We start from the raw sequence: 17,763 nt of genomic DNA on the forward strand, positions 1-17,763 counted from the left end.
AATCGCCGGGACGGTGCGTCGGGCCGTCGGCGTACGGAGTCGGATCGGGAGGTCTGGAGATGAGCGCGCCCCGCGCAGGTACCGGTTCGAGCCACGCCGGGGGGCGGGTCGCCGGTGAGAGCCGTGCCATGCGCAAACGTGCGAGCCGTATCCGCCTGATCGAGCACACGGCGGCCGGTCTGTTCGCCGAGCACGGGTACGACGCGACGAACTTCGAGGCGATCGGCGCCGCGCTGGACATGCGTGGTTCGAGCCTCTACTACTACTTTCCGTCCAAAGAGGAGCTCTTCCTCCGCTGCATGGAGCACGCGGCGGCCGAGGTTTTCCCCCGGCTGCGGGTGATCGCCGATTCCGATGACCCACCGCTGCGGCGGCTGCACCGGATGTTCCGCGAAGAGGCCGTCATCACCTTGCGGGAGTATCCGGAGTTCATCCCCTTGTTCGTCAAGATCCAGGTGCCGGTCGCTGCGCTCGGGCGGCGGCGTGACGAACTGCGACGCGAGCAGACGCTGATCTTCCGTGGTGTGGTCGACGAGCTCGTCGCCGTCCCCGGCGTGATCGCCGCGGATCGCCTGCACCTCACCCTGAATCTGGCCCTCGGTGGTCTGGCGCTGATCGGCGAATGGTTCACCGCCGACAGCGGCCTCGGGGTCGAGGATTTTGCCGATCAGGTCGCACAGACCTTGGTCAGGATGTTCATCACCGATCCGGAGTAGGGCGTCGGTTTCTGTGCTCCTACGCGCCTCTGGTCGGCCATTGAACCAGGTCGCGCTCCTTTCTAGAGATGTGTTGAATATCAACACCGGTGCGGATATCATTCTTCGCAGCATGTGATGCATAACATACTTAACACATGCATAATATTTAATGCTGAAGCAGTATCGGCCGATCCGCTCAGCACCTCGACCCGGTAAGACATTGGAGTCCCCATGGCTGCAACCAAGACCGTACGGCGCGTGTGGGCGCTGGACGCACCGACTTTGACCGTCGACTGCGGCATCTTGATGCTCGGTACGGGCGGTACGCAGGAGACGATCCCGGCACCGACCTTTCTGATCGAGCACGACGAAGGCCTGATGGTCTTCGATTCAGGGCTGGCCACCATCGGTGCGGGCGACCCCGCGGCCGCCTACGGTGAGCTCGCCACCGCCTTCTCGATCGAGTTCCCCGAATCGTTCCGGCTGGACCGGCAGATCGAGTCGATCGGTTACACCGCACGCGACGTGCGCCGGGTTGTACTGTCGCACATGCATTTCGACCATACCGGTGGCCTCGACCTGTTTCCGCACGCCCAGGGTTTCATCGGCGCCGGAGAACTGCGCTACGCCAGGACCCCGTCCAAGCTCGACGAAGCGTTCTTCCGGGAGGAGGACATCGAGGCCGCACAGAAAATCACGTGGAACGAGGTACCCGTCGGCTACGACCACGATCTCTTCGGTGACGGCAGTGTCGTACTGCTCTCACTGCACGGCCACACGCCCGGTACACTGGGACTGAAGCTGCGTATGCCCGACCAGAGCACATTGATCCTGACCAGCGATGCGGCGCACACCAGGGCCAATGTCGACCTCACGATAGGCATGCCATTCGATGTCGATCGCCTGAACAAGAACAGCTCTTTGCAGAAGATCAATCTGCTCGGTACCCAGCCGGGAACCACCGTGTGGATCAGCCACGATCCGCAGGACTGGGATCAGTTGCGTGCCGGTGGTGCGGAGATCACCAGTGCCGCGACGCTCCGCCGTGCCGATTCCGAATCCGTCCCGGCATGAGGTGGCCGATGACGGACTCCGTCCCTGACCGCGCCGAAGGCGAGCCCGGCCTCACGAATGGTCGTTTGAAGTTGGGCAGCCTCGGCACCGGCCATGGTGAGTCACCTCGGGTTCGGTGGGGAGTGCACCTGGCGCTGGGCTGAACCGGCCGCTCCTGGCTGAAAGAACGAACGCGTCCTCGGGGCTCGTGCAAGCGCGAGCCCCTACGCCGGCGGCCTCTCTCGGCGCAGTGTCGAAAGCCCTCCACGTATCTGTAGCCGACCTCACCGGCCGGTCGTATACGCTGCCGGCCCGCCCGATACCGAAGTACCCACCGCGGTTGCCGCAGGTGTCGCGCTTGCCCCGGGGTCGTGGGTGCAACCGACGAGATCGTTGACCACGACGTCCGCGCCGCATCAGCGACTCGGCGTGCGACGCACCCCGCCGCACGCCGAACCGGTGACCGCGGCGCCGCGTGCGTCGAATCAGTCCGTTGCGGGCAGCATGACCGCGACCATCGTCACGGGCTTGTCGGAGCGGTTGCTCCAGGCGTGTTTGATGCCACGGTTGATCACCGTGTCACCGGCCCGCAGCAGGGTCTCGCCGGTCTCGTAGAGTGCGTAGATCTCGCCGTCGAGAATTGTGGCGATGTCGATCGTCTCGGTCGCGTGTAGTCCGACGATGCCTTCGTTCTCGGAATGGGCGTCTTCACCGTGCAGGTTTCCGATCGACTCCGCGTACACGGCGGGGTCGATCTCGCTGTCCGGCGGGAAGGTGGCCAATCGAACCACCAGCCCGTTGGCCGGTGGGTCCAGCTCCACCTCCGATGCGAGAGTGTCGTCTTCTCGGTATCTGCCGGGCAGGGAGTCCACGCGCCATACGTCGTTGACCGTGAACGCCGGAAGGGCTACCCGGGTGGCCGTGTTCTCGTCGGTTACGACGGTTGAACGGCCCTGTGCGTCCAGCCCCGCGATCACCCGCCGGGCGGTTTTGTGTAGATGTTCCCCGCTCATGAAGTTCCTTTCCGTAGAAGCGTCCGTGCTTTGGGTCACTGTTCAGTTACGTAGCAGTGCAGCCAATTCCGATACCGGCCGGTCCGGATCGGACCCGGTGATCGCCTCCAGCAACTTCATGCTGCGTTCCGCACCGAGGGGGTCCGCGGTGAGGTCGCGGAACTTCGCCTCCAGATCCGCCGGCGACATCGGGTTCTCCGCGGTGCCGCGTGGGTTCTCGACGAATACGTGCTCGGTACCGCCGTCGCGATACGTGACGGTGATGTCGGCGATCCAGCGGCCGGGATACTCGGCATCCAGCGCCGGGTCGACCTCGATCTTCACCCGCTGTGCCAGGTCTGCGACCTCGCCGCCCGCGTTCAGATCCAGTGTCCCGTTCCGAAAATCGGAATGAGTGCGGAACCCGTTGCCCCGGCCGAGGAGGGCGAGGGCGAACTGGAACGGGAGGCTGTACTGCAGATGCTCGATGGTCTGCGGTGCGTACGCATGCGCGTTGCGGTTGCCGATGATCACATCTCCGCCGGATTGGATGCCCAATCGCACGGATTCGATATCGCCTGCGCGTGGTGCCAGCTGTTGTGCGCCGTCGATGTAGGCGTGGTTGATTCCGCAGCAGCAGTACGGCTTGATCCAGATCCGGGTGATCTCGAACGGCGTGTCCGGTGCGAACCGTTGTGCGGCGGTCTCGTCGACCGCGCGCCCGACGAACGCCGGATAGAACCCCTTGCTGCCGGAGAGGAAGGTGGTGGGGCCGGTGATTCCGGCGGCGGCCATTTCGGCGGCTCGGATGCCGTTGCGGGTGCCGATACCGGCGTGCAGGCGTTTCACCGAACCGCCGGAGGAGGTGTATTCGGTGGTGCCGGCGCTGTGGCTCATGGCGATCGACAGCGCGTGCACGGTGCGTTCGGTATCGAAGCCGTGCATCTTGGCGGTCACCGCCGCCGCGCCGAAAGTGGAGAGCAAAGCATGTGGGTGGAAGCCGCGTTCGAGCAGTTCCGGTGCGGCCAGCACGCCGATCCTGGTGTAGACCTCGAACCCGGCGACGATGCCGGTGATCATCTCGCCCACGGTCGCGCCGAGTTCCTCGCCGACCGCGAGCGCGGCCGAAACCACGCAGCTGCCCGGGTGGCTGGAACTGGCCCGGTGGGCGTCGTCGTATTCGAAGCCGTGACCGTAGGTGGCATTGACGAAGGCCGCATCGGCGGCGCTCATCGTGTCGTCGGCGGCGGTCACGTGCGCCCGCCCGGGAGCATGAGCCGAACGGGCGAGGTCGAGCACCGTCCGGCTCCAGGGCAGCGAGGAGCAGCCGATCTGCACGGCCAACTGATCCTGCAGCAGGCGGCGGGCACCGGCACGGGCCTGTTCCGGGATGGTGTCGTAGTCGAGGCCGGTGACCAGCCGGGCTACCGCGGCCTCGAGCGGGGGAATGTTCGTCATATCGGGCCTTTCGCGGGTACCGGTCAGTGCAGGGTGTTCAGCAGGGTTTCCGGCAGCCCGTAGGACTTGAGCTCGGTGTAGGCGTCGAAACCCTCGGGACCGGCTTCGCGGCCGATGCCGCTGTTCTTGAAACCGCCGATCGGGGCGTGGAACCCGACCGGGCTTCCGTTGAGTTCGACAGTGCCGGTGCGGATGTGCCGGGCGACCGCGAGGGCATGTTCGGGGTCGGCGGCGAACACCGAACCGTTCAGGCCGTAGACGGAGTTGTTGGCGATCTCGATCGCTTCCGCTTCCGTCTCGAAGGTGTGCACCGTCAGTACCGGGCCGAAGACTTCCTCCTGGGCGATCGTCGCGTTCGGGTCGACGTCGGTGAAGATCGTCGGCTCCACATACCAGCCCCGGTCGAGCCCGGCCGGTCGGCCGCCGCCGACGAGCAGGTCGAGCCCGGCGGACTCGGCGGCCGCGACATAGCCTTCGACTCGGTCCCGTTGCACCGCGCTGACCAAGGGGCCGATCTCGGTGGCCGGGTCGAACGGGTCACCCACCGGCATCGAGTCCACCATGGCCCGCAGCCGGTCGTACAGCTCGTCGCGCCGGGACCGGGCGACCACGATGCGGGTCTTGTTGGAACAGACCTGCCCGCTGTTGCGCAACGACAGCGCGCGGATGGCGGGTACGGCGACGTCGAGATCGGCGTCGTCGAGCAGTACGGCGGCCGACTTGCCGCCGAGCTCCAGGGTGACCCGGCGCAGGTCCTCACCGCAGATCGCGGCGATCCGGCGGCCCGCGGCGGTCGAACCAGTGAAGGACACCTTGTCTACGCCGGGATGCCGGACGAGGTGCTCACTGGCCTCGCGGTCGGCGACCACGACGCTGAGGACGCCCTCGGGCAGGCCCGCTTCCCGGAAGATCTCGGCGAGCAAGTAGGCCGACAGTGCCGTGTTCGGCGCGGGCTTCAGAATTGCGGTGCAACCGGCCAGCAGGGCCGGGGCGAGCTTGATCATGCTGATCAGCAGGGGCGCGTTCCACGGCACGATCGCGGCGACGACGCCCACCGGTTCCCGGGTGACCAGAGCGTTGCCGGTGATGGATTGCCGGGTGTCGGACCACCGGTACTGCTGGGCCAGCTCGATAAAGGTGTCGAGCAGCATGCGTGGACCGGCTGCCTGCATCTTGGTCGACAGGGTGATCGGGCAGCCCATCTCGGTGGTCACAAGTTCGGCCACCTCCTGTTGCCGGGCAGCGAGTGTTTCGCTGACCCGGCGCAGGACGGCGATTCGTTCAGCCAGCTCCATGCGGGGCCATGGGCCCTGGTCGAAGGCGGCGCGGGCGGCGGCGACCGCGGCATCGATATCCGCATCCACACCTTCGGCGACCCGGGCGATCACCTGCTCGGTGGCCGGGGACACGACGTCGATGCGGCGGTCGGACGCGGGCTGCACCCACTGCCCGCCGATGAAGATCCGGTCGTAGCGTTCCTGCCGGAGCGCGGTCTGTGCACCCATCGGTGACTCCTAGATTGTGCTCTGCCGCGGCATACCCGCAGCGTACGTGCCGGCCGACCGGGCGGGCGGAAGATAGCCGAAGCACCGCGCCGTGAGCCAGTTCATACAAAGTATATAATGTGATCTGTTGGTGACAAGGTGGGTCCCGGTGGTCCGAGTCATCCCGTCCGCGTTGCCCGCCACCCGGGTGGTGGATACCCCCTGTTTCGATGGTGTGACGGCCACCACCGTCGAGGTGATGATATATAATATGAGGCCAAGATTGGGAGGCAGGCAATGCAGCACAAGCCACTCGACGGATTCCGGATCCTGGAGCTCGGGGGATACATCTCCCTGCCGTTCGCGACCTCGTTCCTGTGCGCGCTGGGCGCCGAGGTGGTCAAAGTGGAGCGCCCGGTCACCGGCGAGGACTTCCGTCGTCATCAGAACGACGAAAGCCCGTACTTCCGCCAGTACAACACCGGCAAGCGGAGCCTGGCCGTGGACCTGAAGCGCCCGGAAGGTGTCGCGCTGGTGAAGGCGCTGGTGCCGCATTTCGACGTAGTGCTGGAGAACATGCGCCCCGGCAAGGTGGCGGCGATGGGCCTGGGGCCCGACGACTGCCGCGCCCTGCGTCCGGACATCGTCTACGGTTCGGTCACCGGCTTCGGTAACGGCGGCCCGCTCGCGAACCGGCCGGCCTACGACACCATCGGCCACGCCTTCGGCGGCCTGTACTCCCTGTTCGGTGACGAAGGCCATCCGCAGCTGGCCGGCGGACTGAGCGCCGATCTGGTGACCGGGTTGAGCACGGCTGCCGGTGTGCTGGCCGCCCTGGTCGGGCGCCTGCGCACCGGCGCGCCCCAGCACGTGGAGACCTCCATCATGGAGGCGGTCAGCGTGCTGACCACCGACGGCGTCACCCAGGCGTTCGAACTCGGCGCCGACCCCAGCCGGGAGAGCCGGCACCCGCAAGCACAGAACTTCTGTGTGCAGACCGCGTCGGGGGAATTCCTGGCGATCCACCTCTCCTCGTCGCAGAAGTTCTGGCACGCCCTGTGCCGGGCGATGGACCGGGCCGACCTCACCGAGGATCCCCGGTTCGCCGAGTACCGTCCGCGCGAGGCGCACTACTTCGAACTGGTGAAGATCGTCGAAGCCGAATTCGAGCTCCGGACCTTCCAGGAGTGGGAGCAGGTGCTCACCGCCGAGGACGTCCCGTTCGCGCCGGTGCTCTCCATGACCGGCTACACCGGACACGAACAGGTCGAGTGGCTGCAGATGGTCGAACCTCAGAACGACGACCTGGCGCTGCTGCGCCCACCGTGGCGGTTCGACGGGGAACGTCCCGACCGGCCGGGTGTCGCGCCCCGGGTGGGGGCGGACACCCGATCGGTTGCCGCGGAGGTGTATTCGGACGAGGAGATCGCGCGATTGGTGGATGCCGGGGTGTTGTACCTCGAGGGGTAGGGCGCTTACGGTTGGTCCGGCAGTCGCCTGTGCCGCGCGGAGCGTGAGACGGCGTTGAGGGAGGACGGCGGTGGACGGCAAGCGTAAGCGGGAAAAGGCACGCGGTCCGGGTCTGGGGGTGGCCCGGCTCCGCCGCTACACCGAGGCCTTCGACCGGGTGACGGAATGTATCGAATCCGGTCACTATCTCGAGGCCGTCACCGTGCTCGATTCGCTGATCGGTGATCGGCTGGCCAGCCGCGTATCCCATGTGCGTCGCGAAGAACCGTCGTCCTTCGCACTGGGCACGCTGTGCAGCGCCCTCTTGCACGGACACGACACGGCATCGAACCCCCGCAAGGAAACGGACGAAGACTTCCGGGCGGTCATCGAAGAGGTCCGGTCCTGGTCGAAGCGCCGTAACGCGGCAACCCATGCGACAGCGCGAATCTTCGGAAACGACGATCCCACCGTTAGCTTTGCCGATGTACTGGGCGCACATCGCAGCACTGCCCTCGATGGCGTCGAGCTGTTGCAGCGCTTGGATGCGCTCGACACCGAAGAGCGCCGTGCCCACGGGCGCCGACCCGGAACGTATCCGAACGCGTTCTTTCCGGACCGATCCCCGCGCGCCCGTCTCACGAGGTGATTCGGTTCGACTCGGGTCGATGCCGCCTGCCCGTACGGTGTGTGCTGTCGTGCGGACAGGACTATTCCGAATCGCCGATGACCCCTGCGTCCCGCAACCGGCCGAGCTCATGGGAGCCCAGTCCGAGAACGTCGGCGAACACCTGGTCGGTGTCGGCGCCGAGCGTGGTGGCGGGCTGTACCGGGCCGTAGGTGTCGCCTTCGCGAATCGGGCTGTGCGCGGAGATCACCGGGCCGACGCCAGGTTGGTCCAGTTCGGCCAGTACGTCGCTGGTCGTGCCGGCGGCGAAGTCGGCGACGACATCGCTCATGGTGCGGTAGCGGCTCCACAGGACGCCCGCGTCGGTGAGTGCCTCGCTGACGGTGTCGATTCCGCGGGCGGCGAACCAGGGGCGCATCACGGCGGCAAGGGTTTCACGGTGCAGGTAGCGGTGGGATTCGTCGGTGAAGTCCACCGACAGGGTCTCCTCCAGGGCGGTGATCACCTTCGTGGTCTCGGTGGCCGTGCACAGGGCCCGCCACTGCCGCGGGGTCAGGGCCACGATCATCACTCGCTCGTCGTCGGCGGTCACGAAGTCGGCGCCGAAGGAGCCGTACATGTAGTTGCCGTGCCGGGGGCGGTCGCCGCGTTCGCGTACCTCGCTGAGCCACCCGAGGTTGGCGACGCCGGCCAGGGCGACGTCGGCGAGCGCGATCTGCAGGTGGGCGCCCGACCCGGTGCGCTCACGGCGGTGCAGTGCGGCGAGCAGGGCAGTGGTGGCGGTCATCCCGGCGATCAGATCCCAGGCGGGCAGGACGTGATTCACGGGCGTGCGGGAATCTGCGGGGCCGGTCAGATCGGTGACGCCGACCTCGGTGTTCACGGTGTAGTCCACCGCTGGTCCGCCGCCGGCCCGGCCGCCGATGTGAACCTTGATCACGTCCGCGCGGCGTGCGGCGAGCGCTTCATAGGAGAACCACGGTCGGCCGACGGCATTGTCGACCACCAGCCCGGCGTCCGGTCCCGGCGCGGTGGCGAGGGCGAGGAGCAGCTCTCGTCCCTCGTCGCTGCGAACATCGACCGCGACCGATTGTTTGCCGCGGTTGAGGGAGGTCCAATAGAGGCTCTCGCCGCTGTCGCGGGCGACCGGCCAGCGATGCCGGTCGGGTCCGCCACCCAGCGGGTCCACCCGGATCACCTGAGCGCCGAGTTGCCCCAAGGTCATGCCGGCGGATGGCCCGGCGACGAAACTTGCGAACTCGACGACCCGCAGCCCGTCCAAGGGTTGATCGCTCATGCCTGGGCCTCCTCGATCGGGCGGGAATCGGTTCGATCCGGCCGGTGACCGGGCTCGCCGGGGTTGTCTGCTCGTCGCAAGGTGTCGTTCCGTTCGTCAGGAGTCGGGGTAGCGTGGGTGCGAACCCGAAACAGAATATATTATACGTTCACTCTGTCGGTTCCGGACCACGGCCGAAACTCATGCGCTGCCCTTGATCGGAATCGCTTTCGGCCGTGGGGGGCGCTGGTTCGGTCCCGGGGGAGCGGTGCGGTGACTGCGTGCGATCAGTGCCGATCGCAGATACCACAGGCCGGCCGCACGAGTGACATCCAGCCCGGTGAGCTGAGCGATGCGCTTGAGTCGGTAGTCGACCGAGTTGGGGTGCAAATGCAGTGTCTGAGCGGTGCGTCGCCGGCTGAGGTCGTTGGCGATGTGGCACTGCAGGGTCTGCATCAGGTCGGGCTGGTCCTCGAGCGGGTCGAGCAGGGCGCTGAGTCGCTCCAGGCCCGGCCCGGGCCGGGTGAGCTGGTACTCCAGCACCAGATCGGCGAAGCGGTGCAGGCCTCCCGTCGATCCGAGGCGGTGCACCAGATCGAGGAGTTCGTGCGCGAGTTCGGCGCTGGTCGGGATGTCGGCGGTCGCCGACCGGATGACGGTGGCGGTCACGGGAACGTCCGCAGCGTGGCCGAGGTCGTCGACCAGATCGTTCAGCTCCTCGTCGGTGACTGCGGTAGCGGGCAGCAGCACGGTGCCGCCCTCGAACGACAGAATCGGCAGTGCGGTGGTGCGAAACCGGTTCGCGAGTTCGGCTCCGATGCGCCGGAACGGCGGCTCCTCGGAACGGCGGGCCGCGGCTTCTCTGGCGGAGGTGGCCGGGCGGCGGTGGATGGTGACGGCGAGGGTCCAGTACTCGTCGGCGATGTCGATGCCGTGATGCCGGGCCAGGGTGGCGGTGGGTTGGCCGTCGAGCAATGCCCACGCCACCGAATGGGCGGCCGGTTGCTGCTGAGGCCGGGGCGCGACAGGCGGTTGGGTGTAGCCGCGGGCGACGGTTGCCGTCACGGTGTCGAGCAGTCCGAGCACGATGTCGGAATCGATGGCGCGTACGTCGTCGAGTGCCCGGCCTGCATCGACTCTGCTGCCGACCAGTTCGATGCCGAGCCGGACGCCGTCGTGGACCAGTCCGAGGATGTTCGCAATCGGAATCCCGGCCCGTGCCCATTGGGCTGCTTCCTGTTCGAGGCGGCGGATCTGTTCGGGACGTGCCTGGCCGTCGAGAATGCAGATCGATAGTTCGACGCAATCCTGTACCGCGCTGACCAGGTAGTCGTCGGCCAGGCTGGCCTGTTCGGTGCTGTGGTCGGCAGGCGCCGGAGATCCTTTCGGCATCGCTGGAATCCTGTTCGGTGAGTGCGGTGACGGTCCGGTCACCGGGTCCCGGCCCGCGCCGAACATCGTGAACGTTTCGATCCTAGAGCCCGTTCGGAGGGGAGGGTGTCCAAGAACTTGGACATCGCAGCTGTGCTTCGCCCGGTTCAGCGTCCCGGTGCGGTCATCCGGGTGAGCGGCACGGGAGCCCGCCAGCCACAGGGCAGAGCGTAGGTGGCGATGACCTCGTGCTGGGTGGTGCCGTCGGCGCAGCGGTGCGAAAGCACTGATGCCGTGGCGGGGTAGTCGCAGTTCTGGCAGCGACCGTAGTAGTCGAGGATCTCGGTGACGTCGGTGGCGATACGCACTGGTTCACTCCGGTGGGGTGCGGGGCGGCCTACGGCGTCGAAGGAACCGCCAGTTCCAATACTACGTAGTATATAATATAATCGAAGAAGGTGATCGACCGGAGTTCCGATGGTGTGGCTCAGTCCGGCCGGGTCGGAGCCGGGTGTCCGGACGGCCGGGCCGACCATGAAGTGAGGATGCGCAACTTCTCGTGCGCCGGCGTGCCGGGTTCGGCGGACCAGAGGACGAGTTGCTGGTCGGGGTCGCCGGCATAGCGGAAGGTGTCCCAGTCCAGGGTCAGATCGCCGACCTCCGGGTGGTGCAGTGTCTTGGTACCGAACTCCTGCCGGGCGACGGTGCGCGCGGCCCACCATTGGCGGAACTGGGTATCGGCGATCGAGAGCTCACCGACCAGCGCTGACAACTGGGGATCGTTCGGGCTCTCGGCCGCTTCCATTCGCAGAATCGCTACGCAGGTGCGTGCGACGCTCTCCCAATCGGCATACAGCGTGCGCATTGCCGGATCGGTGAACACCATCCGCACGTAATTGCGTTGTCGCGGCGGCATCTGGTCGAAATCGGTGATCAGCGCCGCGGCGAGCCGATTCCACGCCAGGATGTCCAGATAGCGGCCGAACACCAGTGCCGGGGTATCGGTGAGCTGTTCCAGTAATCGATGCAGTTGCGGGCGGACGGTCTTCGGCCCACGCGTGGCGGGCGTGCGGCGTCCGGATTGTGCCACCAGGCTGGTCACGTAGATGCGCTGGTCGTCGTCCAAGCGCAGGGTGCGGATCAGCGCAGCCAGAACCGGTTCCGAGGGGGCGAGGCGGCCCTGCTCGATCCGGGTGTAATAGTCGGTGCTGATCGCGCACAGCTCGGCGACTTCTTCCCGGCGCAACCCGCTGACCCGGCGGGGTGTGCTGCTGCGCACGGGCAGACCGACCTCGTCGGGGGTGAGTTCGCCGCGCCGGGCCTTCAGGAAGCCACCCAGCTCGCGGAGATGGGGCGCTTTGTCGGGCATGCGTCCACGGTAGTCCCGGATTTACCGGCAGTGCCTGGGAGGAATCCTTCCCATGCTCAGTCGGCGTGGCGGCTATACGCTGCGAAGGCAACTGCGTGCTACGTCACATGGTTGCGTATAAAATGCAGTATTCGGAGTATGTTGACCGATCGTCGACCGTGCTGGATCACGCGTCGGAACAGGTGGTGTTTGGTGCCCACGATCTCGCCACAGGCGCACAGGACAGCGAATCGGCCCGATATCGTGGCGTCCTGGCGGCGTTCACGGTTGAACGGGCTGACCGAGGACGCCGAACCGCGGCTCGGTCCCGGCCCGCGGTCCGGCCCGGCGGGGGCCCTGGCGAGGGCGGCGGCACCGGTGCTGGCACGCACGATGGCCGAGCTGGACGGCAGTGCGGTGTCGCTGGTCGTCGGCGATCAACTGGCGCGCGTCGTCGATATTCGCTGTACGACCGGTCCGATCCAGGAGGCAATGGCCGGACTCGGTCTGGTACCGGGTGCGTGGCTCGGTGAGGAACGGATCGGGACGAATGCCTTGGGCACACCCGTCGAGATCCGTCGAGGTCTGCTCGTGCGCGGCCGCGAGCATTTTCTGTCGGCCTTTCGCGGATTCACCTGTTATGGGCAGCCGATCTTCCATCCGGTGACCCGGCGGCTGGAAGGTGTGCTCGCGATCGGCGGGCAATTCGACGTCGACCACCGGTTGTCCGCACCGCTGGCCCGGCGGCTGGCCGGGGAGGTCGAGGACCGGTTGCAAGCCGATTCGCCCCGGGCCCGGAACCGGTTGATGAGCGTGTTCCAGATGGCCGCCGGGCGGCGCGGCCGCCCCGTGGTGGTGCTCGGCGAAGGCCTCGTCCTCGCGACGCCGGCTGCACTCGACCTGCTGGAACCGGCGGACCACGCAGCGGTACGCGCGTGTGCCGAGGCAGTGGCCGGCGGCGCGGCGCAGGACTATCGCCTCGTGCTGGTGTCGGGGCGCACAGTGCATCTGCACTGCACACCCATCGAAGGCGCGGACGGAGTGCTGGTGGACATTGCCGACGAATCGGATGCCGGACGTGGCGCCACCACAGCACTATCCGCTCCGTGCTGGCCGCTGCTGGTTGTCGGTGAGGCCGGTACCGGGCGCAGCAGCGAGGCGCGTAGCGCTGCCGGTCCCGGCTCGATCGTCATCGATGCCACCGAGGTGGTGCTCCGGGGAGAACGAGATTGGGCCCGAGCTGTGGAAATGATGTTGACTGGCCCGGGTCCGGCCGTGATCGTCGAGAACATCGAACTGCTTTCCGAACCGCTGACCGCCCTGCTCACCCAGCTGATCCGGGAGGCGATGCGGCCGGTGGTTCTCACCGCCACCCCCGGTGCCCATCTCGATGCGGTGCATGCGCCGTTGGCGACACTGTGCAACGAGCGCCGGGAACTACTTCCGCTGCGTCGCCGGCGCCACGAGATCCCGCACCTGGCCCAACAGCTGCTGGCCGAGGTCACCGGACACACCCGAACCCGGCTCACCGCCGAGACCTTGCGGGTGCTGGCGACGCAGCCGTGGCGCGGCAATATCGCCGAACTGCGGCGGGTGATCGAGGCGCTGGCAGCGGCCCGGTCGGCCGGTGACATCATTCCCGCCGACCTGCCCGAGATCTACCGGGCGGGTCACGTTCCTGCCTCGCCGCTGCGGGAGGCCGAACGGGAGGTCATCGTGGCCGCCATCGAGGCGGCGGGCGGAAACAAGCTGCAGGCGGCACGGGCTCTCGGAGTGAGCCGGTCCACGCTGTACAACCGCATTCGCGCGTTGCGGATCGCCTGAGAGTTGCTTCGGGAGAACGAAACCCCGCTTGCCGGAAGTGCGAGCGGGGTTCCGGTGATTCTCAGGCGGCGCCGCGACCGGTGCCGTTGGGGGCGAGCAACCGCATCACGGTGCCGAAATCGTCGATCTTGTCGAGTTCCAGGACCCGCTCGACGATCTGCTCGATGCGGTCGTCCGGCAGGACCGGTCCGGCGTTCACCCGGAACTTCTCGACGAGCTCATCGGTGGTCATCAGGGTTGTCGGGTCCGGGGAGGGGCTGCCTTTCGGGAAGGTCCGTTCGGCGCTGAAGGTGGTCCCGCGGGCGTCCACCTCGATCCGGGTGGGGCGTGCGGACGGGTGGGCGGACAGCTGTGCGAAGTAGTCCGGATGCGGCTGGAAGGTGACTCGGTCCATCAGTCGCCGGACCGAATCGCTGAAGACCAGTTCCGGGTCGTGCCAGGCCTTGCTGGGCAGCACGCGGTGGGCGCCGACGGCGAGTCCGTGGGCGATGTCGAACTGGGCATCGTGCGGCTTTTCGATGATGCGGCTCTGCCACAGCGGGTGCATCACTGCGGCTTCGCCCCAGCAACGGATGGCATCGATCTCGTCCGGGGCCAGGTCGTGGGCGGCCAGGATCTCGGTCAGCGCGTGCAGTGGGGCGTGCAGAATACGGCAATGCGGGTAGGGCTTGTAGGACTGTTCGGCGATGAAGCGCCATTCGTTGCCGAGTTCCGTGGTGATGGCGTCCGGCTCCCATCGACGGGTGCCGATGAACCGCCGGTAGCCGACCTCGGCGTCGTCGAGGATCAGCCGGTCGCCTCGGTGACCGAGGCCCGCCATGTGCACGGCGGTCAGGGCCGACTGGGTCAGGGTGCCCGCGAGGAGGTACTTGATCGTCGCGCTCGGTGCGTGGGCAATCCAGGGCCGCATGGAGTTGACCGGTGAGACGGCTGCGGCGATGCCGAGCGTATCGGCCAGGGTGTCGGTGGACTGGCCGGCGAGTTTGCCGGCGGCCGCGGCGGCCCCGAACACGGTGACGCTGTAGCCGATCACCGGTGAGAGGTCCATCGAGTCGTTCTGGACGTCCCGCAGATAGTCCATCCCCTTGTAGAAGCGATACGACATCTCGTGTGCGAGCGCCACCGCCGCGAGGACGTCCTGGCCGGATCGGCCGCGGCTTTCACCCAGGGCCATCGTCGTCGGCAGCACATAGGGCGAAACGTGCCCGGGTGGCAGCACGGCATCGAAATCGAGGGCGTTGATCAGCTCGCCGTTGGCGAACGAGGCGCCGAAGATCGATACCCGGTCGTCGGTGCCGATGATGGTGGCGTCGCCGTCCGTGCCGCCGGTGAGCTTGCCGTAGTCGATACCGATCCGGCCCTTGGGCTCGTCCACCGCGCCGAGCGCACAACCCATCGCGTCCAGCAGCAGCCGTTTGGCTTCGGTGACGACATCCGCGGGAAGCGTCGCATAGTCGGCTTCGGTGGTGAAGCGGGCCAGCCGTTCGACGAGTGTTTCGGTCATGGAGTGTCCCTAAGTTTGTAGGTGTCTGGGGTTGGTGCCCTGGATGCCCAGAGCGGTGGGGTGTAGCTGATGGCGTTTTGCCTCGGTCGAGGCTCGAAAGGACTGGCTGCCCCGTCGCGCTGGACGCTCCGGCTGCTGATCGAGAGCTTGTTGCGGTCGTCGCTGGTTAGGGATCTGACGGCGGGGTCGTCCACGGGCTGAAACTGCGAAGTCAGGAGCACGTGGGTGACAACTCGCCCTCAGATCTGGGTCGGAATCGATGTCGGCAAGCATGCCCATCACGCGTGCGGGATCGACGGCACCGGAAAAACGGTGTTCAGCCAGAAGTTCGGCAATGACCAAGCCGCGATCGAAGCGGTGATCGCGCGCGCCGGTCAGGCCGCCGAGCAGGTGCGGTGGGCGATCGATCTGACCAGCCCGATGGCGTTGCTGCTGATCACGGCACTGCTGGCCGCCGATCAAGCAGTGACGTATGTGCCGGGCCGAGTTGTGAACTCGATGACCGGCAGCTTCCGCGGCGAGGGCAAGACCGACGCCAAGGACGCGCGAGTGATCGCCCAGAGCGTCCGCCTGCGTGAAGACCTGAACCAGGTCGTGATGCCCGACGAGCTGGTGGTCGGGCTGACCCAGCTGACCAGCTACCACACCGACCTGATGGCGGATTGGGTGGCCGGGACCAACCGACTCCGTGCGCTGCTCGGGTCGATCTTCCCCGCACTGGAAGCCGGACTCGACGGTGTCACCACACACCTCACCGACAATGGGGCATGGAAGCCGGGCATCGCCAAGACTGCCGCAACCGCCCTCGACGCCGCCGGCCGCCAGAGTCTGGCCCTGCCCGGCGAAGCCGACACCGCGATGCTGGTCAAACGCATCGCGCGCAAGCTCCTCGACCTGGATCGCGAGATCAAGGGCACCGACAAACTCATCACGACCCGATTCCGGGCGCACCCATGGGCGCGCATCATCGAGTCCCTGCCCGGCATGAGCCCCGGACTCGGGGCGGAATTCCTCGTCGGCACCGGCGGTGACCTCGCCAATTTCGCCAGCGCGGGTCGGTTGGCCTCCTATGCCGGCCTTGTCCCGGTCCCCCGCGACTCCGGCCGGGTCAACGGCAACCTGCACCGCCCGAAACGCTACAACCGGCGCATGCGGCGGGTGTTCTACATGGCGGCCCTGTCGAGCCTGCGCTACGACAACGGACCCTCGCGACGGTTCTACGACCGAAAACGCGCTGAGCGACTCATCCATACCCAAGCCCTCTTAGCCCTGGCCCGGCGCCTGGTCGACGTGTTGTGGGCACTGCTGCGAGACGGCCACGAATTCACCCTCGACACACCGGCCCCGGCAGCCGCTGCGGCTTGACACGGTCATTGAGAGTCCTCTCGGTGCGGGCGGGATCGGAGTGTCCGACCGGGGCCAGGTAGTGAATATCATATATTCTATTGCACACGCTTCCGCCGTGGTTCGGCCGCGGTCACCGGGCCGGGGCCCGGAGCCAGAGTGCGACGGCCTCGGCCCGGTTCGCGGCGCCGAGCTTGCGCAGGATGTGGGTGATGTGGGTTTTGACAGTGGCCTCGGAGATGGCCAGCTGCCGGGCGATTTGCCGGTTGGCCCGGCCGGCGGCCAGGAGGTTCATCACTTCGGCCTCCCGGTCGGACAGTGGCGGGGCTGGGGTGGTGGCGGGTGCGGCCGGACCGGGGTCGGTGAGCCGGTCGAAGTCGGCCCGCACGGCGGTGAGGCCATCCAGGAGGATCGCGCCGGTGAGTGCGTGACTCAGTCCCTCGGCGAAGACGGCCAGCATGGCCTGGGCGGTGGCATCGACCTCCCGGCGCTGGTGATAGAAGTCGCCGTGGACCAGCCCGGCGACTGTGCCGTTCACGATCAGCGGGGCGATCGCATAGGAGCTGGAGCGGGTCAGTTCCACCACGGGCCGGATCACCCGCGGATTGTGCTGGACATCGAAGACCAGGCCGGGTCGGCCGCGGGTGACGATATCGCTCTCCACGAGCTGGCCGTCGAGCGTCGGCGCCGATTCGCGGCCTGCGGCGAGGATCTCTTCGGCCCATCGGGGATCGCGGGCGACGTACATCGTGTGCATATGCCAGGCCGCGCCCTCGGTTGTCGAGACGAGTGTCCGGTCGAAGCCCATCGTGGCGAGTGCTTCCGGAGCTCGGGTGAGCAATTCGTCGACAGTGCGGGCGCCGCGGAGCCGGGCCATGGCCCCGGCCGCGCAGCGCAGCTGATGCTCACCTGCGCCGGTGCGCTCCGCCAGGATCTCGGCCTCGGCGGCCCGGATCCGGGTCAGTAGTGCGGCGACGCGCTCCAGGTCGGTGCTACCGGTGGTGTGCGGCAACACTGCGACGGCCGCGTCCCACAGTCGGCCGAGCAGGGTCAGTGCGCTGTCGGGATTCCGGCGGGGTGGCTCCGGGATCTGCCGGCCGAGGATCTCGGCGGCCTCGGCGATCAGGCTGTACCAGAGGCCGGCTGGCCCGGGTGTACCTGCCGGGACTTCGTCGATTGTCGTTCTGATGACCACGTGCCGCTCCAGTCCATACCACTTGCATACATAATATTCAATGTCTGAACGCCTGGGGGAGGGTTGGCCGAAACGTGTCCTCCGGCCTTGCTCGTCGCGGGCATCCGCCGTCGGTCGGAGCCGCATACGACTTTCTGGT

The 17,763-nt window shown here is 67.2% G+C and carries 15 protein-coding genes; 6 read left to right on the top strand and 9 right to left on the bottom strand.

The genetic code is table 11. The features are described from left to right. The first annotated feature begins 59 nt into the window (after positions 1-59). Positions 60-716 (top strand): TetR/AcrR family transcriptional regulator, encoded by a 657-nt coding sequence (locus AC1HFH_RS13355; RefSeq protein WP_480243084.1) that lies wholly within the window; start codon positions 60-62, stop codon positions 714-716. Positions 717-929: 213 nt separating this feature from the next. Then, a complete protein-coding gene (locus AC1HFH_RS13360) occupies positions 930-1,772 on the top strand; it encodes an N-acyl homoserine lactonase family protein (protein ID WP_480243085.1) in 843 nt (280 codons plus the stop codon). Between the two features lie 464 nt (positions 1,773-2,236). Here the strand turns inward: AC1HFH_RS13360 and AC1HFH_RS13365 are convergent, their stop codons facing one another. The 3 genes from AC1HFH_RS13365 to AC1HFH_RS13375 are packed head-to-tail and all read right to left on the bottom strand — an operon-like array spanning position 2,237 to position 5,706. Then, positions 2,237-2,764, bottom strand: a complete 528-nt coding sequence (locus AC1HFH_RS13365; RefSeq protein ID WP_480243086.1) for a cupin domain-containing protein — start codon at positions 2,762-2,764, stop codon at positions 2,237-2,239. 42 nt (positions 2,765-2,806) lie between these two features. Continuing rightward, positions 2,807-4,201 (bottom strand): MmgE/PrpD family protein, encoded by a 1,395-nt coding sequence (locus AC1HFH_RS13370; RefSeq protein WP_480243087.1) that lies wholly within the window; start codon positions 4,199-4,201, stop codon positions 2,807-2,809. A gap of 23 nt (positions 4,202-4,224) precedes the next feature. After that, complete coding sequence (locus tag AC1HFH_RS13375; RefSeq protein ID WP_480243088.1) at positions 4,225-5,706, bottom strand: aldehyde dehydrogenase; 1,482 nt, start codon at positions 5,704-5,706, stop codon at positions 4,225-4,227. Between the two features lie 276 nt (positions 5,707-5,982). On the opposite strand from AC1HFH_RS13375, the gene AC1HFH_RS13380 reads away from it, so the two are divergent. Together AC1HFH_RS13380 and AC1HFH_RS13385 are read left to right on the top strand one after the other, a co-directional pair. Further along, positions 5,983-7,155, top strand: coding sequence for a CaiB/BaiF CoA transferase family protein (locus AC1HFH_RS13380; protein WP_480243089.1), 1,173 nt, complete (start codon positions 5,983-5,985; stop codon positions 7,153-7,155). Positions 7,156-7,225: 70 nt separating this feature from the next. Beyond that, positions 7,226-7,783: a hypothetical protein gene (locus tag AC1HFH_RS13385; protein WP_480243090.1), complete on the top strand. Its 558-nt coding sequence runs from the start codon at positions 7,226-7,228 to the stop codon at positions 7,781-7,783. Positions 7,784-7,844: 61 nt separating this feature from the next. Here the strand turns inward: AC1HFH_RS13385 and AC1HFH_RS13390 are convergent, their stop codons facing one another. The 4 genes from AC1HFH_RS13390 to AC1HFH_RS13405 form a co-directional block, all read right to left on the bottom strand. Further along, positions 7,845-9,059 (bottom strand): CoA transferase, encoded by a 1,215-nt coding sequence (locus AC1HFH_RS13390; RefSeq protein WP_480243091.1) that lies wholly within the window; start codon positions 9,057-9,059, stop codon positions 7,845-7,847. A gap of 180 nt (positions 9,060-9,239) precedes the next feature. Next, on the bottom strand, positions 9,240-10,430 hold the full coding sequence (locus tag AC1HFH_RS13395) for a PucR family transcriptional regulator (RefSeq protein ID WP_480243092.1): 1,191 nt from the start codon (positions 10,428-10,430) through the stop codon (positions 9,240-9,242). Positions 10,431-10,576: 146 nt separating this feature from the next. After that, positions 10,577-10,777, bottom strand: coding sequence for a hypothetical protein (locus AC1HFH_RS13400; protein WP_480243093.1), 201 nt, complete (start codon positions 10,775-10,777; stop codon positions 10,577-10,579). Between the two features lie 119 nt (positions 10,778-10,896). Continuing rightward, a complete protein-coding gene (locus AC1HFH_RS13405) occupies positions 10,897-11,778 on the bottom strand; it encodes a helix-turn-helix domain-containing protein (protein ID WP_480243094.1) in 882 nt (293 codons plus the stop codon). Between the two features lie 192 nt (positions 11,779-11,970). On the opposite strand from AC1HFH_RS13405, the gene AC1HFH_RS13410 reads away from it, so the two are divergent. Then, positions 11,971-13,581, top strand: coding sequence for a helix-turn-helix domain-containing protein (locus AC1HFH_RS13410; protein ID WP_480243095.1), 1,611 nt, complete (start codon positions 11,971-11,973; stop codon positions 13,579-13,581). Between the two features lie 61 nt (positions 13,582-13,642). On the opposite strand, the gene AC1HFH_RS13415 is transcribed toward AC1HFH_RS13410, so the two are convergent. Beyond that, positions 13,643-15,085 carry an MmgE/PrpD family protein gene (locus tag AC1HFH_RS13415; RefSeq protein WP_480243096.1) on the bottom strand — a complete coding sequence of 481 codons (1,443 nt, stop codon included), beginning with the start codon at positions 15,083-15,085 and terminating at the stop codon, positions 13,643-13,645. Between the two features lie 225 nt (positions 15,086-15,310). On the opposite strand from AC1HFH_RS13415, the gene AC1HFH_RS13420 reads away from it, so the two are divergent. Continuing rightward, entirely contained in the window at positions 15,311-16,450 is a 1,140-nt protein-coding gene (locus tag AC1HFH_RS13420; RefSeq protein WP_480243097.1) for an IS110 family RNA-guided transposase, read from the top strand. 112 nt (positions 16,451-16,562) lie between these two features. On the opposite strand, the gene AC1HFH_RS13425 is transcribed toward AC1HFH_RS13420, so the two are convergent. Then, on the bottom strand, positions 16,563-17,624 hold the full coding sequence (locus AC1HFH_RS13425; RefSeq protein ID WP_480243098.1) for a helix-turn-helix transcriptional regulator: 1,062 nt from the start codon (positions 17,622-17,624) through the stop codon (positions 16,563-16,565). Positions 17,625-17,763: the final 139 nt, after the last annotated feature.

It is taken from the genome of Nocardia sp. KT25-26 (genome assembly GCF_056627695.1).